At 61.1% G+C, this 24,628-nt stretch carries 20 protein-coding genes; 6 read left to right on the top strand and 14 right to left on the bottom strand.

Going from position 1 to position 24,628, the window contains the following annotated elements; translation table 11 throughout:
* Positions 1–35: 35 nt before the first annotated feature.
* Both HMPREF2919_RS02910 and HMPREF2919_RS02905 read right to left on the bottom strand, forming a co-directional pair.
* Positions 36–1,121, bottom strand: coding sequence for a 4-hydroxy-3-methylbut-2-enyl diphosphate reductase (locus tag HMPREF2919_RS02910; RefSeq protein WP_049341830.1), 1,086 nt, complete (start codon positions 1,119–1,121; stop codon positions 36–38).
* A gap of 27 nt (positions 1,122–1,148) precedes the next feature.
* On the bottom strand, positions 1,149–2,366 hold the full coding sequence (locus HMPREF2919_RS02905; protein ID WP_070666121.1) for a dehydrogenase: 1,218 nt from the start codon (positions 2,364–2,366) through the stop codon (positions 1,149–1,151).
* A 155-nt stretch (positions 2,367–2,521) separates the two neighbouring features.
* Between HMPREF2919_RS02905 and xseA the strand changes: the two genes are divergently transcribed.
* Entirely contained in the window at positions 2,522–3,823 is a 1,302-nt protein-coding gene (xseA, locus tag HMPREF2919_RS02900) for an exodeoxyribonuclease VII large subunit (protein WP_049360474.1), read from the top strand.
* Positions 3,824–3,876: 53 nt separating this feature from the next.
* The gene (locus tag HMPREF2919_RS02895; RefSeq protein ID WP_049327598.1) at positions 3,877–4,134 is read left to right on the top strand and encodes an exodeoxyribonuclease VII small subunit; all 258 of its coding nucleotides are present in this window, start codon (positions 3,877–3,879) and stop codon (positions 4,132–4,134) included.
* A gap of 121 nt (positions 4,135–4,255) precedes the next feature.
* Here the strand turns inward: HMPREF2919_RS02895 and HMPREF2919_RS02890 are convergent, their stop codons facing one another.
* The 7 genes from HMPREF2919_RS02890 to galU form a co-directional block, all read right to left on the bottom strand.
* Positions 4,256–5,479: a pyridoxal phosphate-dependent aminotransferase gene (locus HMPREF2919_RS02890; protein ID WP_005508453.1), complete on the bottom strand. Its 1,224-nt coding sequence runs from the start codon at positions 5,477–5,479 to the stop codon at positions 4,256–4,258.
* Between the two features lie 6 nt (positions 5,480–5,485).
* On the bottom strand, positions 5,486–6,670 hold the full coding sequence (locus tag HMPREF2919_RS02885; protein ID WP_070666118.1) for a glycine betaine ABC transporter substrate-binding protein: 1,185 nt from the start codon (positions 6,668–6,670) through the stop codon (positions 5,486–5,488).
* The gene (locus HMPREF2919_RS02880) at positions 6,670–7,179 is read right to left on the bottom strand and encodes an NUDIX domain-containing protein (RefSeq protein ID WP_005508451.1); all 510 of its coding nucleotides are present in this window, start codon (positions 7,177–7,179) and stop codon (positions 6,670–6,672) included. Before HMPREF2919_RS02880 ends, HMPREF2919_RS02885 begins: the two co-directional genes overlap by 1 nt.
* A 26-nt stretch (positions 7,180–7,205) precedes the next feature.
* Positions 7,206–8,390 carry a LysR substrate-binding domain-containing protein gene (locus tag HMPREF2919_RS02875; RefSeq protein WP_070666115.1) on the bottom strand — a complete coding sequence of 395 codons (1,185 nt, stop codon included), beginning with the start codon at positions 8,388–8,390 and terminating at the stop codon, positions 7,206–7,208.
* A gap of 96 nt (positions 8,391–8,486) precedes the next feature.
* Entirely contained in the window at positions 8,487–8,987 is a 501-nt protein-coding gene (locus HMPREF2919_RS02870) for a DedA family protein (RefSeq protein WP_070666111.1), read from the bottom strand.
* Between the two features lie 420 nt (positions 8,988–9,407).
* Entirely contained in the window at positions 9,408–11,042 is a 1,635-nt protein-coding gene (locus HMPREF2919_RS02865) for a hypothetical protein (RefSeq protein WP_070666108.1), read from the bottom strand.
* Between the two features lie 321 nt (positions 11,043–11,363).
* Positions 11,364–12,272, bottom strand: a complete 909-nt coding sequence (gene galU / locus HMPREF2919_RS02860) for a UTP--glucose-1-phosphate uridylyltransferase GalU (RefSeq protein WP_070642885.1) — start codon at positions 12,270–12,272, stop codon at positions 11,364–11,366.
* A 333-nt stretch (positions 12,273–12,605) separates the two neighbouring features.
* On the opposite strand from galU, the gene HMPREF2919_RS02855 reads away from it, so the two are divergent.
* Together HMPREF2919_RS02855 and HMPREF2919_RS02850 are read left to right on the top strand one after the other, a co-directional pair.
* The gene (locus HMPREF2919_RS02855; RefSeq protein ID WP_246824041.1) at positions 12,606–13,274 is read left to right on the top strand and encodes a 5-formyltetrahydrofolate cyclo-ligase; all 669 of its coding nucleotides are present in this window, start codon (positions 12,606–12,608) and stop codon (positions 13,272–13,274) included.
* Between the two features lie 229 nt (positions 13,275–13,503).
* On the top strand, positions 13,504–13,689 hold the full coding sequence (locus HMPREF2919_RS02850) for an FmdB family zinc ribbon protein (protein WP_005505091.1): 186 nt from the start codon (positions 13,504–13,506) through the stop codon (positions 13,687–13,689).
* A 91-nt stretch (positions 13,690–13,780) separates the two neighbouring features.
* Here the strand turns inward: HMPREF2919_RS02850 and HMPREF2919_RS02845 are convergent, their stop codons facing one another.
* The 5 genes from HMPREF2919_RS02845 to HMPREF2919_RS02825 all read right to left on the bottom strand — a co-directional run bounded on the left by HMPREF2919_RS02845 (position 13,781) and on the right by HMPREF2919_RS02825 (position 21,427).
* Positions 13,781–14,101 (bottom strand): hypothetical protein, encoded by a 321-nt coding sequence (locus HMPREF2919_RS02845; protein WP_141754835.1) that lies wholly within the window; start codon positions 14,099–14,101, stop codon positions 13,781–13,783.
* Complete coding sequence (locus tag HMPREF2919_RS02840; protein WP_070666099.1) at positions 14,094–18,095, bottom strand: DEAD/DEAH box helicase; 4,002 nt, start codon at positions 18,093–18,095, stop codon at positions 14,094–14,096. The genes HMPREF2919_RS02845 and HMPREF2919_RS02840 overlap by 8 nt, the downstream gene beginning before the upstream one ends.
* A 94-nt stretch (positions 18,096–18,189) precedes the next feature.
* Positions 18,190–18,648, bottom strand: a complete 459-nt coding sequence (locus tag HMPREF2919_RS02835; RefSeq protein ID WP_049346409.1) for a hypothetical protein — start codon at positions 18,646–18,648, stop codon at positions 18,190–18,192.
* 87 nt (positions 18,649–18,735) lie between these two features.
* Positions 18,736–19,536 (bottom strand): MurR/RpiR family transcriptional regulator, encoded by an 801-nt coding sequence (locus HMPREF2919_RS02830; RefSeq protein ID WP_256370627.1) that lies wholly within the window; start codon positions 19,534–19,536, stop codon positions 18,736–18,738.
* 253 nt (positions 19,537–19,789) lie between these two features.
* Positions 19,790–21,427 (bottom strand): alpha-glucoside-specific PTS transporter subunit IIBC, encoded by a 1,638-nt coding sequence (locus HMPREF2919_RS02825; RefSeq protein WP_049346412.1) that lies wholly within the window; start codon positions 21,425–21,427, stop codon positions 19,790–19,792.
* A gap of 419 nt (positions 21,428–21,846) precedes the next feature.
* Between HMPREF2919_RS02825 and HMPREF2919_RS02820 the strand changes: the two genes are divergently transcribed.
* On the top strand, positions 21,847–22,725 hold the full coding sequence (locus HMPREF2919_RS02820; protein WP_049346414.1) for an endonuclease/exonuclease/phosphatase family protein: 879 nt from the start codon (positions 21,847–21,849) through the stop codon (positions 22,723–22,725).
* 73 nt (positions 22,726–22,798) lie between these two features.
* A complete protein-coding gene (locus HMPREF2919_RS02815) occupies positions 22,799–24,613 on the top strand; it encodes a glycoside hydrolase family 13 protein (RefSeq protein ID WP_070666096.1) in 1,815 nt (604 codons plus the stop codon).
* Positions 24,614–24,628 lie beyond the last annotated feature (15 nt).

The following is a 24,628-nucleotide window of genomic DNA, read 5'->3' as shown; positions in this document are numbered from 1 at the left end:
AAGATACGGGGATCTATAAGCTCTTGAGCAAGCCTTTAACGAGTGGGCTTAGCGCCGCGGCCACCGAGCTGGCGGCCCACGTTCTCGTCATTCTTCAGAGCGGAACGCAGTTCCTTCGGCAGGGAGAAGAGAATATCTTCCTTCGCGGTCTCGACCTCTTCGATGGTGCTGTAGCCGTACTCGGCGAGCAGAGCCAGCACCTCCTGAACCAGAACCTCGGGCACGGACGCGCCGGAGGTCAGGCCCACGGTTGCTACACCCTCGAACCAGGATTCGTCGACCTGGTGTGCGAAGTCCACACGCTCGGCACGCTTAGCGCCGTATTCGAGTGCTACTTCCTTCAGGCGCACGGAGTTCGAGGAGTTCGCCGAACCGACCACAATCACCAGGTCTGCGCGCGGAGCGATCTCCTTGATAGCGCCCTGGCGGTTGGAGGTTGCGTAGCAGATGTCGTCCGAGGGCGGATCCTGCAGGGACGGGAAACGCTCACGCAGACGCGCCACGGTTTCGAGGGTCTCGTCCACGGACAGGGTGGTCTGAGAAATCCAGACGACCTTTTCCGGGTTGCGGACGGTCACCTGGTCCACCTCGTCGGGCGAGTTCACGATCTGGATGTGCTCGGGCGCCTCACCTGCGGTACCTTCGACCTCTTCGTGGCCGGTGTGACCAATGAGCAGGATGTCGTAGTCCTGCTTGGCGAAGCGCACAGCTTCGCGGTGCACCTTGTTCACCAGGGGGCAGGTCGCGTCAATGGTGTTCAGCGAGCGCTCACCGGCAGCCGAAACCACTGCGGGGGACACTCCGTGCGCGGAGAACACGGTCACGGAACCTTCGGGTACTTCGTCCACTTCATCAACGAAGATTGCGCCCTGCTTTTCCAGGGTCTCCACCACGTGGCGGTTGTGAACAATCTGCTTGCGCACGTAGACGGGCGCGCCGTAGTGTTCCAGCGCCTTCTCGACAGCAATCACGGCACGGTCAACGCCGGCGCAGTAACCGCGCGGGGTGGCGAGCAGGACCTTCTTCTCGCCGTTGACGGGTGCGGCGGCTTCAACGTCGGCGCGGCTGCGGCGCTCGCGGGGTACGGGCGGCAGGCCCAGGGCAATAGTTTCAGTGGACATGGTTACTATCCTACGTTGTTCGGACTTTTAGTGTGTGATGACTGTGGCACCGCTCGCAGAGCTACGTCCCAGGGCGATGAGGCGAATCAGAATACCGATCAGCAGGGCGAGAATCGCCATGACCAGCCCGTAGCTTGCCGCCGCCTGCAAGTGCCCGGTCAGTGACGGTGCAAGCTGGTTCCATACCCCGGTAATCAGCGCCGTTCCGGCGGTGCTGTGGCTGGTAATTCCCAGGGATTCAGGGGTTTGGCCGCCGAACCAGGCTGCCGCGCCCCAGCCCAGCAGGGCGTAGAGCAGAGCCGTGAACACCGGCACCAGGATGCGGTGCCTGGGTGCCAGCAGCGTAGCCAGCAGCAGGCTCAGCACCGAAATGATGGTCAGCGGCATGGTGGACTTGCCCAGCGCGGCGGCACGGTTAATGCCTGCGTGCAGGAACCACTCCTGCTGCTCCTGTTGTCCCTGCTGACTGTTGCCGTCCTTCACCCGGTCAATGTTGAGGGTTTCAGGGCCGAGCTTGGTCAGGTCAGGGTCGAAGGAGCCGATAGAGCCGACCTTCGCGTCCAGCGCACGGTAGAAGGGGGTGAGCACAATGACGGCGGGGCCGTCCTGGTGTTCAAGGTTGTAGCGGCGAGTTTCCTCGGCTATTTCCTTCCAGAGGCTTCGATATTCTTCAGTTTTTGACAGCTCAGCCGCGGAACGGTTGAGCATGGAACGTATGCCGTCTTGTGTCGGCTTTACAAGAATGGAGTATAAGCCGCTTTGTTTGGTGCCGTCGAGGAAGGTTGTCATAGCCTCCGACTTCATGAGGTCTTCGACTGCGCCGTCCGCGATGCGCGAGGCGAGCTGCGAATCCTCCGCCAGGTTGGAGGAAATCTGCGAGAAACCGCGCTCTGACATGAGCTTGGAGTTCACCCAGGCACCCGCGGTTGCACCCAGACCGGTCACCAGGGCCAGGGCGCACAGCACAACGGTCAGGAACCTCCGCAAACCTGCCGCAAAAGGAGGCTCGGGGGCGGCATGCAGTTCAGCCTTGGTGGAGGCTGCGGCGTGGCCGAGCGTGCGCGTGGGCTGTAGCAGAGTGGTGTCTTCATCCGCCGTATAGTAGCCGTCCGTGCGGGTAATCCGAGTATCGACGACTCGGGTCGCGTCCGCCGGGTAGTTTTGCGCGCCAGTACCCGCCGCTGACGAAGCCGCGGCGGTGTTGAGGGCGTTGTTCTGATGTGCTGACTGATCGGGTGAGCGCATGAGCCTAGGGTACCCGCTCACAGTGTTCAAAGCCGATTCAGACCCGCAGAATGCGCCAGAAGCTAAGTTCTGCCTGCACTGCGTGCAAGCTACCCGAGTCGCCAGGCTGACCTGTGCGCAGGCGCATAACCGACCAATCAGGGACAATAGAGATTATGAACTTCTACAACCCCTCCGCAGCGCAGCCGGCACCCGCGCTGGTGGTGCCGCCCGTGCACGAGCGGCAGCTTCCCGGGAAGTCTCAGGAAACCACCGCCACCAACCCCTGGCCCCTCGCCCTGCTCGCGCAGAACCTCAAAAACTACGTAGACAAGGTTCCCGAGCTCTGGGTGGAGGCGCAAGTCGCCTCCCTCAACGGCCGCGGTGGCAACGTCTTCATGGAGCTCAAAGACCTCAACGAAGACTTCTCCTTCACCCTCGCGCTCTTCGGGCGTGCCGGTAGCGGCCTGGCGGCTGATGTGACCGTAGGCGCTCGCATCGTCACCCGCGCCAAGCCGAGCCTGTGGAAGAACGGCAAGCTCTCCCTCATCGGCAAGGAAGTGTACGCGGTCGGCACCGGCAACCTGCACGAGCAGCTGCAGCGTCTACGTGAAGCTCTCGCCGCTGAGGGGCTGTTCTCTGACGCGCGGAAGAAGCCGCTGCCCATGCTGCCGAATCGTGTGGGTCTGATTACCGGTCGCGATTCTGACGCGGAGAAGGACGTTATCCGCAACGCCTCCCTGCGCTGGCCCGGCGTGGTCTTCGAGGTGCGCAATACCCGCGTGCAGGGTGAAGGCGCGGCGGCTGAGGTCATTGCCGCGCTCGCCGAACTGGACGCCCACCCGGAGGTGGACGTCATCGTCATCGCCCGAGGCGGCGGCTCCTTCGAAGACCTGCTGCCCTTCTCTGAGGAGGCGCTCATCCGCGCCGTCGCGGCGGCGGCCACCCCGGTAGTCTCGGCAATCGGTCACGAGGCAGACTCCCCCATCCTCGATGCGGTTGCCGATCTGCGCGCCTCCACCCCCACCGATGCGGGTAAGCGCATCGTGCCCGATATTTCGGAGGAAACCGCCCGCATCACCGAGGCCCGCGCCCGCCTGGACCGCGCGGTACTCGGCTACGTGGGCATGCAGATGAACTACATTGCCCAGCTGCGAAGCCGCCCGGTGCTCACCCACCCGGAGTCCTCCCTGCTCATGCGTGTGGAGGAGCTGAGCCAGCTACGCGAGCGCGCTCACCGTTCGGTGCAGCACCGCTTGGAGCGTGAGTCGGCGACTCTGTCGCATACGTTGGCGCGGGTGCGTTCGCTCTCGCCTGCGCAGACGCTCAACCGCGGCTACTCCATCGTTCAGGATGCCGCGGGCGCTATTGTGCGTGACGCTTCGGGGCTGAGCGAGGGCGAGCAGATTACGGTGCGTGCGGCGACCGGTTCGGCGCAGGCGGCCGTGACTTCTACGGATCCCTCAAACATCTCCTAAACCTCGATACCCCTACGTTTTACCCCTAGTTTTTACCCCTGAAAGGTTCCTCAATGAGCGAGAACATTAGCTTCAACAGCGCCGAGCTGGGCGCACCCGTCGAAACCCTCGGCTACGAGCAGGCGCGTGCCGAGCTGGAGCAGGTCGTGCGCCAGCTGGAGTCCGGCGCCAGTGATTTGGAGACCTCCATCGCCCTGTGGGAGCGTGGCGAGGCGCTTGCCGCCCGCTGCGAGGCGTGGCTGCAGGGCGCGCAGGAGCGCCTGAACGCGGCACGCGGCGCACAGGCTGGTCAGGAGAACCTGGCAAACTAAAGCCGCTTCCAGCACCCGCTCTGGCACATCCGCCAGCCGTCAAACAAAAATAGCCTGCCCCGCAGCTCATCAGAACTGCGGGGCAGGCTATTTCTGTCTATATGTAGCAGAGGCGGGAAGGCTAGTGCTTCTGCTTGTAGTCAGCCATGAAGTTACCCAGGCGCTCCAGGGCACTGGTGAGGGTCTGCGTATCGGGCAGGAACACCAGGCGGAAGTGGTCCGGGTCCTTCCAGTTGAACGCGCGGCCGTGGCTGAAGAGAATCTTCTGGCTCTTGAGCAGGTCCAGAGCGAACTGCTCGTCGTCGGTAATGTCGAAGCGCTCAACATCAATCTTCGGGAACAGGTACAGAGCGCCGTCCGCGCTGGTGCAGCTGATGCCGTCAATCTCGTTGAGCATCTTGTGCGCCAGGGTGCGCTGCTCGTACAGGCGGCCGCCGGGAACAATCAGCTCGTTAATGGACTGGTAGCCGCCGAGCGCGGTCTGGATGGCGTGCTGTGCCGGAACGTTGGCGCACAGGCGCATGGAGGCGAGCAGGTGAATGCCTTCCAGGTAGCTGGAAGCGTCCTTCTTCGGGCCGGTGATAGCGACCCAACCCGCACGGTAACCGCAGACGCGGTATGCCTTGGACAGGCCGGAGAAGGTCAGGCAGAGCACGTCGTCGCCGGTGAGGGTCGCCATGTTGATGGCCTCTGCGCCATCGTAGGTAATCTTTTCGTAAATCTCATCAGAGAACACGACCAGACCGTGTTCGCGTGCCACATCCACAATCTGCTTAAGCACGGAACGCGGGTAGACGGCACCGGTGGGGTTGTTCGGGTTAATAACCACGATTCCCTTGGTGCGCTCGGTAATCTTCGACTTAATGTCTTCGATGTCCGGGTACCAGTTGTTTTCCTCATCGCAGAGGTAGTGCACGGGCTTGCCGCCGACCAGCGCGGTGGCTGCGGTCCACAGCGGGTAGTCGGGCATGGGGACCAGGATTTCGTCGCCGGTCTCGCACAGTGCCTGCAGGGTCATCGGGATCAGCTCAGACACACCGTTACCCAAGTAGATAGATTCGGTGTCGAGGTTCATGATGCCGCGGTTCTGGTAGTGGTGCACAATGGCGGTACGTGCCGAGTAGAGGCCGCGGGAGTCAGAGTAGCCCTGAGTTTCGGGCAGGTGACGAATGATATCCATCATGATGGCATCCGGCGCCTCAAAGCCGAAGGGTGCGGGGTTACCAATGTTCAGCTTGAGGATGCGGTGGCCCATCGCTTCCATGCGATTGGCTTCATCCAGAATGGGGCCGCGGATGTCGTACAGGACGTTGCTCAACTTTGAGGACTGACGGTACTTCGTCATGATGATTTACTTTCTAGGGTGATCCAAAATGAATTGTGCTGCGTCATCATCTGCGATGGGGTTGGAACCGCTAGTCAGACGCAACAGGAACGAGAGGTTACCCGTGTCTAATGTAGATGATACGCGGTTAATTGCCGTACGGGCGCTATCTGGCAGGGTACGGCGAATAATGGGCACCAGTTGCTGCTGCAAAAGCGCCGTCGAGGGGTCTTCCAGGGTGACCAGGCGATTCTCTTCAATCGCGGAGTCGCTGCTGTGTAGCAGGGTCACCTGCACGGTGTCTGCGGTGAGGGCGTTGACGCGCTCGGCGGGGTCGTCCTGAATCTTCGGGTCGTGCACACGGTAACGGTAGAGGCTACGCAAAGAATCCACGCCGTAGGTGCCGCTGGAGTACCCGGTCGGGATGGAGAACGCCAGGGAAGACTGCACCTCACGCAGGTTCGCGAGGGAGTTGAGCTTGTGGCGGGCACTCACGGCGCGGGTAGTGACCAGCACATCCTTGTTGGTGGCGCTAGCACCGTTGAGAAGCATGAGCTCTTCGGGCAGGATGCGCGAGATGGCGTTGGTCATGTCGGTGGTGCTCATGGCGCGCAGGTTGATGGGGTCTGCGGAGCGGGTGGAGCTTGCGGTGGGGCTTGCGGTACCGTCCGTAGCATGCGCGGAGGCGGTGCTCTCCTCCGCGGTGGGGGTAGCTGCCGGGGGCAGGGTCACGCCTGCCGCTTGAGCGGAGGCGCTCACGGAGGCGGCGATGCGTTCGTTATGGGCGGCGGCGGGGCTGATTTTGCCGTCGTCGGTCAGGTAGAGCAGTAGGTCGCCGCTGTAGTCGATGACCAGGTCCAACGCTTCAGGGGCGGCGGCAGTGGTGCTACCGGTTTCCTCATCGTCGGGCAGAGTAGCGGTAGGGGTGGCGGAGTTAGCCGAAGGAACCATGAGCCCGCGCAGGGCGGTAGCGCGGCTGTTGTCGGTGTCAACAAGTTCAACGGAGTAGCCAATCTGTCGCAGGGCGCGCGCGTACACGTGCGCTACGGCGCGCATTTCACGCAGAGCACCGTAGCCGATGCGCAGAGTGCCGTAGCTGGACGCGGAAGGGTCCACCTGCGGGGTTGCGTCATTATTCCCGCAAGCGACAAGTAGCGGCATGAGCGCCAGGGAGGTGAGCGCCGCACGGCGGGTGAGGATCAGTCGGTTCATTAGGGAAGCTTCCGTGCGTTTTCGTCGGCAAGAAATTCGCGGTATTCGCGTGCCCAGCTGGCGGCGTTGGAGTAGCCCATCATGGAGGCGACCTCGTCGATGAGGGTGCCGTAGCGGATGGTGTCCAGCTCAGCGATGGGTACCCAGCGTGCCGTGTCGGAGGAGCCGTTGATTTCGTGGCGCAGTTCGCCGGTGACAATGTGGGCACGGAAAACCACCCGCAGGGCGCAGAAGGGTAGCGCTTGCGGGTCTTTCTGGGTGGAACGCACGGGGAAGTGTCCGGCGTGCACGCCCAGAATGTCTTCAATGGCGACGCTGTAGCCGGTCTCTTCGAGGGTCTCTCGCAGCGCGGTTTCGTCGGCCTGTTCGCCGGGTTCCATGCCGCCGCCGGGCAGGGACCAGAGGGGGCTGAGTGCGCGGTCTTCGGGCACCCAGCGGGTCATGAGCAGCTTGCCCTGCTCAATGATCACTGCGTAGGCTGCGGGTCGGGTTTCCATTGCTAATGCCATGGTTTGATTTTACCGTCTATCGTTCGTTAGCGTTTCTTGCCGCGGCGTGCGTTGGCGGCTTTGGCGGTCTGCCGGGAGTGCTGGCGCGCGTTGCCGTTTTTCTTGGCGTTGGCGCGCTTTTTATCGCGTGCTTCGCGGCGGGCGTTGGCGGCTCGTGCCTTCGCTTTTTCCTTTGCTTTTTCAGCGGCGATACGTTCGGCGCGTGCCTGTCGGGTTTCGCTACCGCGCTCGCTGGTTGCGGTGCGGCCACGCACAATACCGATGAAGTCCTGCAGGAGCGCCTCGAGCTCTTCGCTGCGCGGCTCGCCCTTGGGGGCACGCGGCCAAACCAGGTGCACCGGGTAGAGGTCCAGGCCCGCAACGGGGCGGTAGGTGAGGTCCTTGCGGTGGTAGAAACGCGCAATGGACATGGGCACAATGTACAGGCCCACACCGGCGGCAACCAGCTCGATGGTTTCCTTATCGGTCAGGCCTTCGGGCACGATGCGCCCGGCACTCTCACGCCATGCGCGGGAGACTTCCTCATAGGCGGGAATATCGGAGGCGGGCTGCAGCAGGAACTCTTCGGCAAGCTCCTCCACGGGCACCTCATCAAGTACGGTGAGCACATGGTCCACCGGCAGAATGACCACGGGCAGCTCCTCGTAGAGGCGGATGCTGTGGTACTTTTCGCCGTCAGTGCTTGCCGGTTCGCGGTCGGGGCGCACAATGCTCATGTGCGCGAAGGGGTTCTCGGGTACGTCCTTACGCTCAATGGGGGCGTGCTCGGTAGCCTCAGCGCTAACCTCGGCGGGCGCCTCGGAGGCAGTTTCTTCCGCGGAGTTGAGGGCAGGGTCAATCAGGCACAGGTCCTGATGCAGGGAGTCCAGGCCGCGCGCCTCACGCACGGGCACCTCCGCCAGCTGCACGCGGTCACCGAAACGCTCATGCCAGCGGTTGAACCACTTACCGGGCATAATAGCCGGCACGTAGCTAACACGTAGCACGGAGCGCTGCAGCACGGGGACGGGCAGAGCCTCCGGGGTCTGGATCATTGCCAGCTGCTCGGGATGCAGGTACACGCGGGTGGGAGCCTCGGTGGCCGCTTCGCTTTCTACCTGGTCGGTAGCGTTTTCGGGCGCGCTCTGCTCGGGGTCGATTGCGGTGAGGGCAGGGTCGTTGACGGGCTGCTCTTCGGGGGTGCCTGCGGTGGAGGATGCGGATGAACTCATCCCTCCACGCTAGCACATCTTGGGCCGGGGCATTGGGGTCAGGTGAGCGGCCTCAACCCGGCGAGATAGTGCACCTATCCCCCGCTGAAGGTAGGACTAGTTCTCGGCGATGTTATCCGCAGTGTTCTCAACGGTTTCGCGGTTAATGCGGCGTTCGCGCAGCTGAGCCACAATGACCATCACCGTAATAACAATGGCAAGGGCGAGGGGGAACATCCACGGCTCCAGGCCGAGCGCGGCAAGAATCGCGAAGCCAATGGTGGTGTAGATGCACGCCCATATGAAGGTTCCGAGCAACATCGCGGGAACCCAGCGGCGCAGCGGCATTTTCGTGAAACCGGTCGTGATGATGACCGCGGTTTGCAGGCCCACGGTGAGAAAGCAGAGGGGCACGGCAATAACGCCCCACCGGTTAATCAAGCGGCGCGCTTTACGGTAGAGCGGGCTGTCCATGGCTTTGCGGATGCGGTCGAGGCGGGCGCCCCCTTCAGCAGCGAGCGCGCCAAGAGCGTACACGATGCTGGTGCGGACGATTCCGACCACCCACATGAAAGCTAGGGCAACCTCAATCGGGAGTGCGTCAAACCAATCTTTCACCCGGCTATTCTCTCATGAGTGGGCGATATTGACATGTTTGAAGGTTTTTTGAGGCTTCTTATTCGACTTTTGGAGGGGTCAGAAAATTTTTTTAAATTTTTTCAGCCGGGGTTTTTGCCCCTTGTTGCCTGTAATGGCGCGGATTTCACTTAGGTAAACCTTAGTTTATTGACAGGGTGTCGCTATTTTCGGCTTGTCACCCGCACGGGAATTAGGATATATTTTTATTACCGAATAGGGCAGGCCTTGTGGGAAGGCCTTCCTAATCGGTCTAGAAGACTTTCTTCCTGTGTGTGATGCTAGAAAAGGAACCCCATGGACGGGGTTCCTTTTCTTTTTAACTTCTTCCCAATCATCCCCAGGCATACAAAACCCCGACAGTGTGAACTGTCGGGGTTTTATGCGTGACTGGAGCAAAGTCTACTTCTTACCCTGGTTCTTGTCCTGGCGGTGCAGAGCACTCAGCGGCTTGGGCAACTGAACCGGGTTCCAGGTGTTGCTCACCGCCTCAAAGGAGGAGCCGGCACCGGGGTGACGGTTCGTCGAACGAACACCGCCGGTCGCAGTAGCGCCGGTCGAAAGAGTCGGGTCGTTCAGCGAGGCGATATCCAGCGCGTCGAACTCGGAATCATCCAGGACATCCGGCAAAGGAATCTCTTCGGGAATCGGCTGAGCGGGAGCCTGAGTAGCAGGTGCCGCAGGTGCCTGGCGGACGGGCGAACCGTCGCGCAGAGCCTGGCGAGCCACCGGCTGATCCGGGTGAATAGCCGACTGCTGTGCGGGAGCTGCTACCGGCTGTACAGGTGCCTGAGCGGGAGCCTGCTGAACCTGAGTAGGCTGAACAGGCTGAGCAGACTGAGGCGCTACCGACTGGGCAGCAGGTGCCGGCCGAGCGGGAACCACAGGTGCCTGAGCGGGCTGCTGCTGTGCCGGCTGGGGCTGCCCCGCGGTGCGAGGCGAGGCGAAGGAAGCAGCGGAGCCGCTCTCCTGGTCGAAGAGTACGCTACCGCGGCGAATCGGCTGGAAACGGCTCGGTCGCTGCTGACGACGCTCCTGACGGTGTGCGACGGGCGCCTCCGCCGCGCGGGCAGAACGGGCAGGTACGGCACGAGAAGAATGAGCAGGTGCCGCAGCAGGCGCTTCCGCACGAGGAGCCGCCTCGGGAGCCTCATCGGAGGACTCCACCGCGATGTGCGCGCGGCTCGAGCGTGCCGCCTCGCGGTTCACACCGTGTATAGACTTGCGGGTAGTAGCCTCACGGGTGGCAGGGCGAGCATGATGTGCAGGCTCTTCAGCAACTTCAGGCTCCACACCCTCAGCCGCCGAGTCCTCTACAGGCTCAGAAGCATCATCGCCGGCTTCTTCATGTTCATCGGACTCTTCGTAGGCTTCGTCCTCAGCTTCGTCATCCTCATCATCTTCTGCCTTAGCTTGGCGTGCATCGCGGCTCGCCTTGACCTGGTTAGCAACAGACTCCAGCAGACCAAAACGGCTCACAGCCCATGCACCGCCGGCAAGAATCAGCAAGAGAACAGCCCAGCCCCACGCCAGCACACCAAAGAGCGCCAGAAGACCGGTAACCAGGGCAAGAACACCCAGACCGGCAGCAACCAGCAGGGCAATACCGCTCGGGCTCGAAGTATCAAAGTAGGACAGAGGCGAGGGCTTCGACTCCTCCACCACCGGAATCTCATCCGTGTAAGGGGCAGTCGGGGAAGATTCGCGAATCTGCGAAATAGAAGCCGTATCGGGCGCAGGCTGGGCGGATTCCTCCACCGTGTGGGAGGAACGGGAAGAAGCCTGCGGAAGAGCAGAAGACGGCAGAGAAGTACCCGGTGCCACCGCGTGATCGGAGGACTGGTATGCCTCCGACTCGTTCAGCAACACACCGGCGGAGGCGAGAATATCCTCCGCGGTACGCTCAGCACTAATCAGGGGACGTTCAGGCTCCATGACAGGGCCAGCGGGCGCGCGACGCAGGCTCCTGGGCACAAACCACAGCAGCAAAATCACGGTCAGAATTACCAACACGCCGGAGGTGTTCAAAAGCGTCATATTCAGGTCGCCCTCTATCGTCCCTTTATCCCTAGACTTTAATCATACCCTTATATTCCCAATGCTTTCCATAAGCGGCAAGAATCGGGCTGGATATGCACATATACCCCTGAAGGAATATGCACACTACAACGTCGTCGCGTCCCTGCACAAGGCACACCCTGGGCCCTCGCCCAGTAGCACCCCAAGCACATAATAGACACATACGACGCAAAGGAAGGCGCCCTCCCTTGGGGCTAAAACGCCCCACCGGAAAGAACGCCTTCCTCAGCGTGGTTGGTATTTATCGGTTGCCCTCTTTAGAGAGCGGGTGCAGAGTAATTAGCAGTTCTCTGCAACAAAGTCCTTCAGCCATGCGCGCAGGTCGTCACCGAACTCGGGACGCTCAGCAGCAAGAATAACGTTTGCCTTCAGGTAAGACAGCTTGTCACCGGTGTCGAAACGGCGGCCGGAGAAGACCACACCGTAGACGCCTTCGCCTTCACCCTCGCCCTGAGCCAGGGTCTGCAGAGCGTCGGTCAGCTGAATCTCGCCGCCGCGGCCCGGAGCGGTGTTCTCCAGAACCTCGAAGACCTTCGAGCTCAGAACGTAACGGCCAATCACAGCGTAGTTCGAGGGAGCCTCATCAGCAGCAGGCTTCTCAACCAGGCCGGTGATCTTCACGAAACCGTCTTCGCCCTCAACAGCCTCAATAGCAGCTGCGCCGTAAGCGGAAATAGCCTCGCGAGGAACCTCCATCAGGGCAACGACGGAGCCGCCGGTGCGCTCCTGAACCTCCACCATGCGGGAGAGCAGGTCTTCCTTCTCGTCAATCAGGTCATCGCCGAGCAGAACAGCGAATGCCTCGTCACCAACGTGGCGCTTTGCGCGCAGAACAGCGTGCCCCAGGCCCTTGGGGTCACCCTGACGCACGTAGTGCAGGTCGCCACCGAGCTCATTGGTCTCAACAACAGATGCTAGCAGGGCGTCCTTACCCTGCTCAGCGAGCTGCTGCTCCAGAACGGGAACGCGGTCGAAGTGATCCTCGAGAGCACGCTTGTTACGGCCGGTAATCATCAGAACGTCGTTCAGACCGGCACGGATTGCTTCCTCCACCACGTACTGAATCGCGGGGCGATCAACGACGGGGAGCATTTCCTTGGGGGTTGCCTTCGTTGCGGGCAGGAATCGGGTGCCCAGACCAGCAGCAGGAATAACTGCCTTAGTAACAGACTTAATTTCAGTAGCCATGCCACAAGAATACCCTAAGTTGTAAAGTACTTAAGGCGATTTATCGCGACTATGACATGAAAAAATCTTCAACGTGACTAACTGCATATCCGCGCAAGTACATTCTTCGACGTGCAAAGAAAATGCGCCCCGCAGAACTCAGCGCTATTTTTCTCAAACCCTATACTAAAAAGTGGAATCTACAGCCCCGGCAGAATCGGGTATTTTCGTAGCCTACAAGGATGTTTTCGTCCTTACTCGCGGATACCTCTCAGCCCGGGAATAACACATCTCCCTTCCCTCTACGGGACGCTCCCCCTTCACCCGCAACCCGCAACGACGATGGGACACACCATGCACCTCAACACCGCACCCGCCGCCAGCAACTCCGACGCCGGCGCCAGCGCAGACGATATCTCCCTGGATAAAGACATTCTCCGCTCCCAGATCCGCCCGCGCCGCCTCACCGCGCGCAGCCACCGCGGCGAACGCGGTCAGCAGCAGATGCAGGAGCTCTTCACCGCCCACATCCTCGAGGCGGTCGCGCAGCGGCTCCACTCCCCCGGCACCATTGCGGCGTACCTGCCCACCAAGTCCGAGCCGCCCATCATCGAAGCACTAACCCGCCTGCACAAGGACGGACACCGCATCCTCGTGCCCGTCGTACGCCCCGGTCGCAAACTCGCCTGGGTGCACTGGGATCCTGCCGTCGAGCATCCGCTCAGCCCCATGGGCATCCCGGAACCCGAAGGCGAAGAACAGGACGAACGCGCCTTCGTCGACGCCGACCTGCGCCTCATCCCCGCACTCGCCTTTGATGCCGGCGGGCACCGCCTCGGTCAGGGAGGCGGCTACTACGACCGCATTATTCCCCTGCTCAGCGCACAACAGCTGGAGGAGCAGAGCATCGGTATCGTCTTCAGCGACGAAATCTACGAGGCTGTCCCCTACGACCAGTGGGACGCTATTCTGCCGGTGATTCTCACCGAGCGGGGTATTTTCCACGCTCACCAGCAGGGCTAAAAGCACCCGACTCCCCATGCCCGGTTCGCTTTTGATTGACACCCCGAATCTTTATGCAAAACGCAAAGATATGCAGGAACACACCAACAAAATCACTCACGAAAAAGGCGAAAAGAAACAGAAATGGCTATTTGAGAAGAACACGCAAATAGCTCCCCACCTTTCAAAAGCGGTACACTCAAACCACGTTAATAAACCATCCCAGCGAAAACGGATACAGAAGGACAAAATGCCGGTCTACGTTTACCAGTGCAAGAATTGCAACCACGTCTTTGAACAGCGCCAGTCCTTTAGCGACGATGCACTGCGCGTCTGCCCGCAGTGCGGCGAAGAAACCCTACGCAAGCGCTACAACACCGTCGGCGTGACCTTCAAGGGCTCCGGCTTCTACAGCACCGACAAGGGAAACTCCTAAACGGGAGATTCACACTAGCCAAAACGAGGGGCGGGGCAACACAGGTTGCCCCGCCCCTCGGCGTTTAAGAAGCACTCCCGACTCGGATGCGCTACACGATATTGTTACCCCAATGCGGAGGACGCTGCTGACGCATCCATTCCAGACGCTCACGCTCCTCCGGGGTCAGCGGCTGCGCAGAAGTAGCCGTTCTCTGAGAACCCGCCTTCTGGGAGTTCTGGTTTTTCTGGGAGTTCTGGCGCTGAGCATCAGCTTTCTTCGCGGAAGCCCCCGCGGCAGAGGAAGTACCCGAAGCCACAACCGGAGGCGTAGTCACGCCCACCAGCAGAGGCTCAGCCCCGCTCACCGAGCCGCCGCCGCTCACACGACGGTGCCCACGGCGTGGCTTCGGCGTTGACGAATAGCTAGCCACGAGCCTCAGCGTCCTCATCCATATCCAGGTAGTGCAGCACGCGCGCCACCACGGCGTCCGGATCAGCAAATACTTCCAGGGTGCCCAGCGTAATGTAGTTCCAGCCCGTGCGGCTCAGACGCTCCGGCACCAGGCGGGTACGCTCACGCACCGAAGCACGCGCGTAATTCTGCTCGCCATCAGAGCACGCCACCAGCGGCATAGCCGCCGGAACACTCGGGTTCGAAGAGACCACGGGAGCCACACCCAGCGCGGGAACCGGCTCAGCCGCCAGCTTCTCCGGGGCGTGCGCAATCAGAGCGATATCGCCCTCACCGCGGGTCACACGCACACCGCGAGCCTGCAGACGCGCCACCAAATCGTTCAAAAGCCAGTCGCCCAAATCCGGGGTGTCCGCGTCGTCGGCGGCCAAGAACGCGTTACGCGGCAGGGTCTCCGGCACGCGCTGTGCCTTCGCTTCCACCTCTTCACGCGCCTGACGTTCCGCGTGTTCACGCAGCAGGTGGTAGAAATCCACCGCGCCATGATGCAGCTTCTGCGGGTCCAGCTCGGAGGGGTCAATGCACGAGACAATGCGCAGGGCACGGCGTGCACGAGTCAACGCCACCACAAAGCCCTGGCGGCCATGCTCAGCAGACAGCTGACCCAAATCGTAGGACGCCTGACCCAGGCGGGCACGACCCACACCCAGGGAGAAAATCACGGTATCGCGTTCAAGGGTCTCGGCGCGGGTCAGGTCGACCACGCGGAAAGACTCCTCACCGGCGGCGAAGAACGGCGCCAGCTGCGGGTACAGGCTCAGGGCGTGACGCACCGACTCAGCCACACGCTGAGCGTGCTTCGGGCTAGCCGTCACCACCGCCAGCGAACGGTCTGGGGTACGGTAGGCGTGCTCCAGTACCAGGTTCGTCACGCGCTCCACCTCAACACCGGGCGAATCCAGGTTCGCGTTATCGCTCACTTTACCGCGAGTATCAATGTACTCAACGGTCAGCAAACCGGCGGGCTGGGCGGAGGCGCGGCTCACCGGAGCCGCATGCAGCTGCGAACCGTAGAACTCACGGTTCAGGTAGTCCAGAATCACCGGGTCCATGCTACGGTGCAGCATCGCCAGGGTGCGGTTGGGCAGTACGGTAGCGAGCACGTCGAAGGTGCTGTCCAGCTGCTCACCTGCCGGTTCCGGCGCCCCAAAGGTCGGGGCGGACACGATGAACGGCGAGGGGTAACCCGAATGCGGGTCGCCCAGGGCAATCACCTGGTCGGCGCGAGTAATCGCGGGCAGGTTCGCTGCCAGCGGGGTCGACTCGGAGTCCAGCAGCAGCACCGTATCAAAACGCATGGAGGCGGGAACCTTACGCGCCAGGGCGAAGGGGCTCGCAGTCCACAGCGGCAGCAGGGTACGTGCCATCACCGGGGCGTGAGTCAGCAGCTCCTCGAGCACAAACTCGTAGCCGCGCAGCTGGCTCTTCAGGTACGCCGCCTGATCATGCTTAGACTCAATACGCTCAGTCCACACGCGAGCAACCTTCGCCAGCAGACGCGCCGGGGCGCTAGTCATGTGGGCGTAGTCGGCACGGCGGAAACGGGACTCCGTATCGCGCAGACGGTCACCGTCCAGCAGCTTACCTTCGTGATGCTGTAGCAAGAATTCCAGGGCAGACTGCCACCAGGCAAGCTCCAGTTCAGCGGAAATAACCTCGGTCGGAACCTGACGCGCGTACAGGTCATCGAGCAGCTCCGACAGGCCGCGCTCACGCAGTTTCTGGGTCAGGGCGTCACGCTCCGGCAGGGTCATCAGCAGCACGCGGTCCGCCATGAGAGCATCCAGGCGCGCATCCAGAGCATCCAGGTCGGTGCGCACGAAGTCGGTGCCCTCAATGGTATCCGCAAGAACAATACCCAGACCCGCCAGCTCAGACACCAGAGAGTTCAGGGCTGCAGCCAGCTGGTCCAGGTTCTCCGGAATCTGCGGGGTGCGGGGCGCCTCAATGTGGCGAATCCACTCGGCACGCTCAGCCTGAACCACCTTCAGCTGCTCGTGCAGGTCACCGATATTCACGCCGGGCAGGATGTATTCCTTCGCCGCGCGGCGCAGGCGGGAACGCTGCATACTGCTCATCTCGATGCCGTTCTCACGGCGCCACGAACCGGAGGCAGTCGCCGCAATCAGGTCGGTCACCGGGCGGTCGTAGACATCCGCACGGAAACGCTTGAGCGTCTCACGGATACGCATCAGAATCGCCAGCTGCGACTCCCACTCAGCGATGGTGCGGCCGCGGCGCAGACCCAGCATGGCGCTGGTCTGGTTCATCGCCTCACGCAGGTTCAGCAGGGAGGACTTGAGGGTAATGACCAGGGCGTACGCCTCGGCGGCTTCCTCGTCATTGACCAGGCGGGCACGGTACCACGGGGAGGTGCGCGAAGCCGCCGCAAAACCATCAATCTCACCCAGACGCACCAGCTCGGCACGCACCTGCTCACGCTCCAAGAGCGAATCGAGCATAGGGCGGTCAAAACGCACGCGGGTTGCCGGGCCGTCCTCGGAGGCGGTCAGCTCAGCCAGACGCTGCAGCGCCGAGTAGACAGAAATCTGCCAGTTGGCGTCCTTGTTCAGCAGGGCACGAGTGTGGTCGAGCAGCGCGGCACGGGTCGCCACAAGCTCTTCGTTCAGGTCCTCAGAGTTAGGCTCTTCGGCGCCCTCATTACGCACGATTGCGCGAATGAACTCGGCGCGCTGAGCCTCAGCATCGTGCTCGGCAAGCAGGTCGTAGCGCAGGCTCTCAATACCGGTGCGCTTGAGCAACGCCGAGAATTCAGCGAGGGTGGAGCGCTTCTCGCCCACCACGAGCACGGATTTACCGCGACCCATCAGGGCGGATGCAATGTTCACGGCGGTACGCAGCGGCTCGGTGCCGGGCGCCGCAGTGATAGTGAAGGAGAAACCGCTGACAGCGGTGTCGATAATCTCCTGGGCGTTCGCGTCAGCGTCCAGCAGGAGCATTTCTTCTGCCGGGTCGCGCTGGTCCAGGGGCTGCTGCAGGTTGTGGGCGTTGAGCTCGCGCGGCTTCACCCCGGGAACCTTCAGTGCCGCCAGGTCACGCACCAGCGGGGTGATGGCGGTGTGCGGCAGTTCGCCCAGGCTTTCCTTCAGATCAGCGAAAGTGGAGATAAAGTACTTGGACTCGATGGTCATGCCCGGAATACGGCCTGCTGAGGCGCGCATACGTTCAATGACCGGCTCAGGATCCAGACGGGACATGGAGTTCGCCAGCTGCGCCACGTCCATAGTGCCCAGGTCGATGCCGTACTCCTGCTTAATCTGGCGGACCATCGCCGGGTTCAGACGTGCGGAACCGGCGAGGCGTAGCTCGAAGTCGTCATCCTTCGGGTGCGGGGTGATGCTCAGCGGCGCCATGAGAATCGGTGCGATGAAGCGCTTCTCGTAGGCGGCAGCATCCTCACGGGTGTCGTGCGACAGCCAGGAGGCGGTACCCGCCACGAAGTAGCCGGAGTCCAGGCCGTGGTCGGTGGCGAGTTCGTAGATCTTGGTGCGCAGGGTGCGGGCGGAGCGCATACCCGCCTCAAGCTGCGACTTGTCGCGCAGGATTGTGGAGAGGCGGGTCTTGCGTCCGGCGAGTAGCTGAGCCAGACCGGAGGGGTTTGCTTCGGACAGGTCGATGTGCACGTAGTCGACCTGGTTGAAGTCGAGCATCGCGTCCGGTCCGGTGTAGACGTCCATCTGTTCTGCCCAGCGCTCAAGCCCCGCCGAGGGGTCGAAGTCCTCGTGGGCGGGGTTCAGGTGTGCGGGCAGCTCGGCGATGTTGATTTCGTCGGCTGCTTCGCGGGTTTCCTCTGCTGAGGTCGCGGCGGCTGCGGCGGGCTGAGCGGTATCAGCCGGGGTGCCGGGTGCGTGTTGCGCGTCGGTAGGCTCGGGAATCTGGTTCACGTTGTGAGTGTCCTTGTGGGTCAGTGCGGTGTACGTTTGCGCGTACACACCGAAGATGGTGGTTCTTCCGGGGTCCTCTGCCCGGTGTGCCCCATACGGGGCGGTGTCAGTGCGCGCCTGCGTGCTTAGTATGCCGGTGTGTTTACTTCGACCACATTGCGATGTTCGCAGCGAGTAGCACTACGGTCACCAATACGTAGAAGACCATGGCGGGCAGAAGCGCCCAACGGTACTTGGGTGCCAGTTCGCCTTCCAGGTTGCCGAAGCGCAGGGAGCGGAAGAGGAAGAAGCTCAGGATTGCGCCGGGCAGGTTACCGATGATGACCAGCAGAATGGTCAGGTACAGGGCGTAGGCTCGTTCGGTGCGTTCGTTCTCTGCGCCTGCGAATTTGAGGGTGCCGCCCAGTAGCAGGCTGAGGCATGCGTTCAGGAATGCCACGGTGAAGAAGGGAATCTTCAGGGCTGCTTGGAAGTCCATCTGGGAGTTCGCTGCGCCCAGAGCGATCCACAGCAGTAGCAGCGCGGGGATAATCATGAGGTACCAGAACAGGTACTTACGCATCTTCTCGGTGTTTTCGATGAGCGCGAAAATTGCGGTCACAGGGTGTCTCTTTCAGATGATCTCAGGCGGATTCGGTCGGATTCAGGAGGAGTGAGTGAAGGGGCAGGTGGGCACAGTATTGCCTTGTCAGGCGTCGATTTCGCCCCCATTGTTGAGAGCGTCATCCACCTGGTCCTGCAGGGACTCGCGGCGCTCATGTTCAACGTGTTCAATATAGCGGCGCACGATGTAGTCCAGCAGTACCGACAGCGCAACGAAGGAGTAGTAGGGCTTGCGCTGGGTGCTGATCTGGGTGGGGGTCGTCTGGTAGTGCAGGGAGTACTCGGCGTGTGAAGACATGTAGTTCACACCAATGGCGGTCACCGCAATCATGGGGATGCGGCGCAGCGCCAGCATCTTAATGTGTTCGCGCATGTTCTCGGTCTGACCTGAAAAGGACACAATGATGACCACATCGTCCTGGGTCATATTGTTCATGGCGCTTTCGAACTCATTGCGCGCCGGGATGACGTGGCAGAACTTACCGCACACCTGCATGGACTTGGTAAATTCCTGCACGGCGTTGCGCTGCGCGTAGCCGGTACCGAAGCAGTACACGGTGCGAGCCTCATGGATGCGCTTGAGCAGTCCGCTCAGTTCCATGTGCTCGAGGTAGTCGTAGGTACGCTGAATATCTTCGCGACCGCTCTCAATGAACCGCGGGTTGAAGGGTTCGCTGCGGTTCAGAGAGGACTTAATGAAGTACTTCAACTCGGCAAATCCGGAGAAGTTCAGCTTCTTCGTCAAGCGGATAATCGAGCTGGTCGAAGTATACGTTTTGTGTGCCAAAGAGTTAATCGTTGACTCTGCAACGAACTCTTCGTTTTCTAGCATGAATGCCAAAATTTCCCGTTCAGTTTCACTGAATCGGTGCTGGTTCGCATTCACGACGTCTTGTAAATCCACTCAAAGCTCCTGAATCCGATGGTGAGCAATATATAAATAGTACACGCTCTAGAGTCATCGGCCAGGGTGGGTGAGGACGGTCATCTATCACTTTGAGTGTGTATGCCAGCAGATTTGAGTCTGGGTGCGAGCCTGGATACAGCTTCGCCGGCGGCATCGGTGTTATCCGATACCGCCGGCGAAGTCTATACCTTATGAGGCGTCATGTCGTCAGGCGGTTGAAAGCTGAATCCTCTTAGGAGAGGGTCTTAGCTTCGTTCACCATGGTCTCGAAACGCTCGCGAACCTGGGGAACATCCATGCCGACGATGACCTGGAATGCCTTGCCCTTGCGGACGAGGCCCAGAGCACCTGCGTTCTTGAAGTCTGCATCCGAGGTGCTGACGAGGGACTCATCAGCAACGGAGACACGCAGGCGGGTTGCGCAGTTGTTCACGGTGGTGATGTTCTCTGCGCCACCGAGCAGTTCGAGGAAGCCTGCTGCGCGGGGTGCGTAGAGGTCGCCGTCAGCTGCGGGAGCTGCCGCGCCGCCGTCCTTCTCAGCAGCCTTAGCAGCCTTGTACTCTGCCTTGCTGTAGAGCTTGGTCTCGCCACCGTCTTCTTCACGACCGGGGGTCTTGAAGTCGAACTTCAGAATCATGAAGCGGAAGATCACGAAGTACAGGACGGTGAAGCACAGGCCCACACCGATCTGCATGAGGTAGGTGCCGGAGTGGTTTGCCCACAGCGGGATCCAGTTCTGGAACAGGAAGTCGAGCAGACCGCCACCCATGTAACCAACCAGACCCAGCTGGTACATGATTGCTGCCATGGATGCTGCCAGGATTGCGTGGACCAGGAACAGCGGGGGTGCAAGGAACAGGAAGGTGAACTCGAGGGGCTCGGTGATACCAATCAGGATCGCGGTGAGGCAGACGGGGATCATCAGAGCGAGAACTTCCTTGCGCTTCTCGGGACGAGCAGTGGTGTAGAACGCCGCTGCGATACCGATGGGTGCAAAGACCTTGGAGTTACCGTGCAGTGCGAAGCCGCCGCCGGGGAACAGTTCCTTCAGGGGCTTGTCGCTCTTTGCGAACTCGGTCAGGTGGGTCGGCCAGTCCTTAGCAATACCGTTCGGGGTAACAACATTACCGAAGACGAACGGGGAGTAGATAAAGTGGTGCAGACCGGTCGGAATCAGGAAGCGCTCGAGGAAGGTGTAAACCCACACGCCGAGTGCGCCGGATGCGATGAAGAAGCCCTGCAGGGAGGAGATGCCGTGCTGAGCGTAGGGCCACAGCCAGGAGAACAGGAATGCCACGGGCATCATCAGGAAGAAGCAGACGCCGTAGACGTACTGGGAACCCTGGAAGATACCGAGGAAGTCGGGCAGCTTCTTGTCGAACCAGCGGTTGTGTACCCACACCACGATTGCAGAGATGATGATTGCACCGAAGATACCGGTGTCCATGGTCTTGATACCGGCGATCATCTTCAGACCGGTACCTGCCGCGCTCTTAGAGATGTCGGTGGTGTAGTCCAGGTCGAAGAAACCGGTGCCGCCCTTGCCCCATACCTTGAGCATGGCGCCGACGAAGTAGTTGAAGGTCAGGTAGACCATTGCAGCTTCCATCACTGCACGTGCGTTAGCGGTCTTTGCCAGTGCAATGGGCAGACCGATCACGAAGAGCAGTTCCATCTGGTTGAAGACGGTCCATGCGCCGGACTCCCAAACGGACCAGAAGTGGTTCCACGCGCTTTCCTTGTCAGCAGCGAGGGGAATCAGGTCGCCGTTCTGTGCAATGATCGCAATACCGACCGCGAGGCCAGCGAATGCGAAGAGAAGAACGGGTGCCAGCATGGCAGAGCCGAACCTCTGTACTTTTTCCATCATGAGGCTATACGCCCTTTCGGGTTGTCGAGTGAGCGGACGCAGGTGCCGGCGATCGTTGCCGGTCTGCGGTGGCAACGCCGTATCTTTATACCCTCAAACGAAAGTATATGAGACGGGTGCCACATATCCTGCGTGCGCTAAATGCCGAATGTGTTTTAGACAGAAACAATAATGCCAGGTCATACCTGCCCACAGGTACCAAAACTGTGAGTTTTGAAAGAGTTTTTCAGAACCTGAAACATATCCCGGCACTGGTTAAAAATACTTGCTGCAGATGAGACTTTTTCCCTATTACCTAGCGCACAGAATCGATAGCATAAACAGTGCGCCCATAGAGGTCAGAGTGCATAAACACTCACCACCTCAATACGCGGTGCGCATATCATTCTTCAACCTCACACATACCCCGGACTTAATACATGCGCTTCCTCACCCTCAATACGCACAGCTGGTGCGAAATCCACCAGATTGCCAAGATCCGTACCCTCGCCAAGTTCATTATTGAACAGCAGGTGGACGTCATTGCGTTGCAGGAAGTCAACCAGCTCACCTCCACCCCCGTGGTGAAGGAGCCCCTCAACTACCGCGGCGGCGCCGGCGTTCCGGTCCGCGAAGACAACTACGCCCTGCTGCTCGTGCAGGCACTCAACGAAATGGGCGCAACCTACGAGTGGACCCTCACCGAAACCCACATCGGTTGGGACCGTTACGACGAATGCGTAGCTATCCTCTCGCGCCTGCCGATTCGCGGTATCAAGCCCATCAATATGTCCCCCGGCTACGGCTACCACCAGGTGCAGCGCCGCGCAGCACAGGCAACGCTCATCGAAACTGAGACGGGCACCTTCTGGTGCGCCACCACCCACATGTCCTGGTGGGACTTCGACGGCGAGCCCCTCTTCGCGCAGGAATACGCACACCTCTCGCAGGAGCTTGCCGAGTGCGCCCGCACCGCACCGGTACTGCTCGGCGGCGACTTCAACTCCGCAGCACATCTGAGCAATGAAGGCTACGCGCTGGTCACCTCCAGCGGCATGGTGGATACCCGATCCCTAGCGGAGCACACCGACGGCGAGAACACCGTCCACCGCGAAATCGCCGGCTGGGAAGGTAGCACGGATGCCAAGCGCATCGACTTTGTCTTCGCTGACCGCCTGGTCGACGTGGTATCCCACGCGGTTGTCTTCCGTGACAACTCCCCCGAGGCGATCTCCGACCACAGCGGCCTGCTGCTAGAGATTGACCCCTCCAGCTGGGCGCCGGAGAGCCTCCTTACGCCCCTCACCAGCCAGTCCTAAAGGGGCATCAGACGTTAGCCGCCCGCAGAGCGGCACCACACAACACTCATCCATACCAAGGGAAGGAAGAACAATGACGACCCAGACCCAGTGGTGGCAGGAACCCGTTGTCTACCAGATTTACCCCCGCTCCTTCAACGACTCCAACGGCGACGGCATCGGCGACCTGCCCGGTATCACCGAGAAGATTCCGTACCTCGCCGACCTGGGCATTCAGGTGCTGTGGCTCTCCCCCATCTACGCGTCCCCGAACGACGATAACGGCTACGACATCTCCGACTACCGTGCCATCATGACCGAGTTCGGCACCATGGAAGACTTCGACAAGCTGCTCGAAACCGCGCACGAGCACGGCATCAAGCTCATGATGGACCTGGTCGTCAACCACACCTCCGACGAGCACGAATGGTTCAAGCAGGCACGCTCCTCCAAGGACAACCCCTACCGCGACTACTACATCTGGCGCGACCCCAAGGGCTTCGACGAGGACGGCAAGCCGATCCCGCCGAACAACTGGATTTCCTGCTTCAGCCCCTCCGTGTGGGAATGGGACGAGGCGACCGGCCAGTTCTACCTGCACTACTTCTCCGTCAAGCAGCCCGACCTGAACTGGGAGAACCCGAAGGTCCGCGAAGAGGTCTACGACATCATGCGCTTCTGGCTGGACAAGGGCGTGGACGGCTTCCGCATGGACGTCATCAACCTGATTTCTAAGGACCTCTCCTTCCCCGAGGACCCGGCAGTCCTCGCTGGCGGCCTCGACAACTCCCTGGCTGTCGCAGCCAACGGCCCGCGCGTGCACGAATTCCTGCAGGAGATGAACCGCGAGGTCTTGAGCAAGTACCCGGTCATGACCGTGGGCGAAACCCCCTGCGTGACCGTGGACGACGCCGCACTCTACACCGGTTTCGACCGCAACGAGCTGCAGATGGTCTTCCAGTTCGAGCACATGGATGTGGACGCCTCCGAGGGTGGCGTGACCGGCAAGTGGTCCGACCGCCGCTTCAACCTGGTGGACCTGAAGAAGGTCCTCACCCACTGGCAGGAAGGCCTGCACGGTCGCGGCTGGAACTCCCTGTACTGGAACAACCACGACCAGCCGCGCACCGTCTCCCGCTTCGGTAACGACTCCCCCGAGTACCGCACCGTCAGCGCCAAGATGCTGGGCACCGTACTGCACCTGATGCAGGGCACCCCCTACATCTACCAGGGTGAAGAGCTGGGCATGACCAATGTCTTCTTCGACGATGTGAAGGACTACAACGACCTGGAGATTCACGACTCTTGGCGCAAGTACGTTGAAGAGTCGGGCCGCGTCTCCGCGGAGGACATGCTGCGCTACATTAGCGCCTCCGGCCGCGATAACGCCCGCACCCCCATGCAGTGGACCGCCGGTGAGAACGCAGGCTTCACCACCGGCACCCCGTGGCTGAAGCTGAACCCGCGCTACACCGAAATCAACGCGGAGGCAGAGCTCGCCGACCAGGATTCGGTGTTCTACCACTACCGCGATCTGATTAGCCTGCGCCGCGAGCACCCGATCATCCTGACCGGCGAGTACCGCCTGCTGGATGAAGATGACGATCAGGTCTACGCCTACCTGCGCGTGAACTCCGACGAGGACGCAGCCGCAACCGGCGAGCGCGCCCTGCTGGTCGTCGCCAACTTCACCGACGACACCGTTCAGCTGAACTACGCGGGCGGCAACCTGGACTCGGTCGTGCTGACCAACTCGCAGGCCCTCTCCCCGACCGAGCTGAAGGCTATCTCGAACGTTCCGCAGCTGATTAGCTCGAACTACCGCGATGAGAACCGCGAGTTCACCGACGAGGGCACCCTGCTGCGCCCCTACGAGGCTAAGGTCTACCTCTTCGGTAACGCCGAGTAGGCACGCCCCAAAATA

Origin of the sequence: Rothia sp. HMSC068E02 (genome assembly GCF_001813565.1) — a bacterium.
Taxonomy (GTDB): Bacteria; Actinomycetota; Actinomycetes; order Actinomycetales; family Micrococcaceae; genus Rothia.
Note: the sequence above shows the minus strand (reverse complement) of the source record. Positions and strands in the feature narration are given on the sequence as shown.

Bases quoted from the DNA above. Each gene is read 5' to 3' on its own strand.
- HMPREF2919_RS02815 (WP_070666096.1), top strand. From the start codon at position 22,799: ATGACGACCCAGACCCAGTGGTGGCAGGAACCCGTTGTCTACCAGATT.
- galU (WP_070642885.1), bottom strand. From the start codon at position 12,272: ATGGCTACTGAAATTAAGTCTGTTACTAAGGCAGTTATTCCTGCTGCT.
- HMPREF2919_RS02825 (WP_049346412.1), bottom strand. From the start codon at position 21,427: ATGATGGAAAAAGTACAGAGGTTCGGCTCTGCCATGCTGGCACCCGTT.
- HMPREF2919_RS02865 (WP_070666108.1), bottom strand. From the start codon at position 11,042: ATGACGCTTTTGAACACCTCCGGCGTGTTGGTAATTCTGACCGTGATT.
- HMPREF2919_RS02890 (WP_005508453.1), bottom strand. From the start codon at position 5,479: ATGACGAAGTACCGTCAGTCCTCAAAGTTGAGCAACGTCCTGTACGAC.
- HMPREF2919_RS02895 (WP_049327598.1), top strand. From the start codon at position 3,877: ATGAGCGAGAACATTAGCTTCAACAGCGCCGAGCTGGGCGCACCCGTC.
- HMPREF2919_RS02850 (WP_005505091.1), top strand. From the start codon at position 13,504: ATGCCGGTCTACGTTTACCAGTGCAAGAATTGCAACCACGTCTTTGAA.
- HMPREF2919_RS02875 (WP_070666115.1), bottom strand. From the start codon at position 8,390: ATGAGTTCATCCGCATCCTCCACCGCAGGCACCCCCGAAGAGCAGCCC.
- HMPREF2919_RS02905 (WP_070666121.1), bottom strand. From the start codon at position 2,366: ATGCGCTCACCCGATCAGTCAGCACATCAGAACAACGCCCTCAACACC.
- HMPREF2919_RS02885 (WP_070666118.1), bottom strand. From the start codon at position 6,670: ATGAACCGACTGATCCTCACCCGCCGTGCGGCGCTCACCTCCCTGGCG.
- HMPREF2919_RS02910 (WP_049341830.1), bottom strand. From the start codon at position 1,121: ATGTCCACTGAAACTATTGCCCTGGGCCTGCCGCCCGTACCCCGCGAG.
- HMPREF2919_RS02880 (WP_005508451.1), bottom strand. From the start codon at position 7,179: ATGGCATTAGCAATGGAAACCCGACCCGCAGCCTACGCAGTGATCATT.
- HMPREF2919_RS02855 (WP_246824041.1), top strand. From the start codon at position 12,606: ATGCACCTCAACACCGCACCCGCCGCCAGCAACTCCGACGCCGGCGCC.
- HMPREF2919_RS02820 (WP_049346414.1), top strand. From the start codon at position 21,847: ATGCGCTTCCTCACCCTCAATACGCACAGCTGGTGCGAAATCCACCAG.
- xseA (WP_049360474.1), top strand. From the start codon at position 2,522: ATGAACTTCTACAACCCCTCCGCAGCGCAGCCGGCACCCGCGCTGGTG.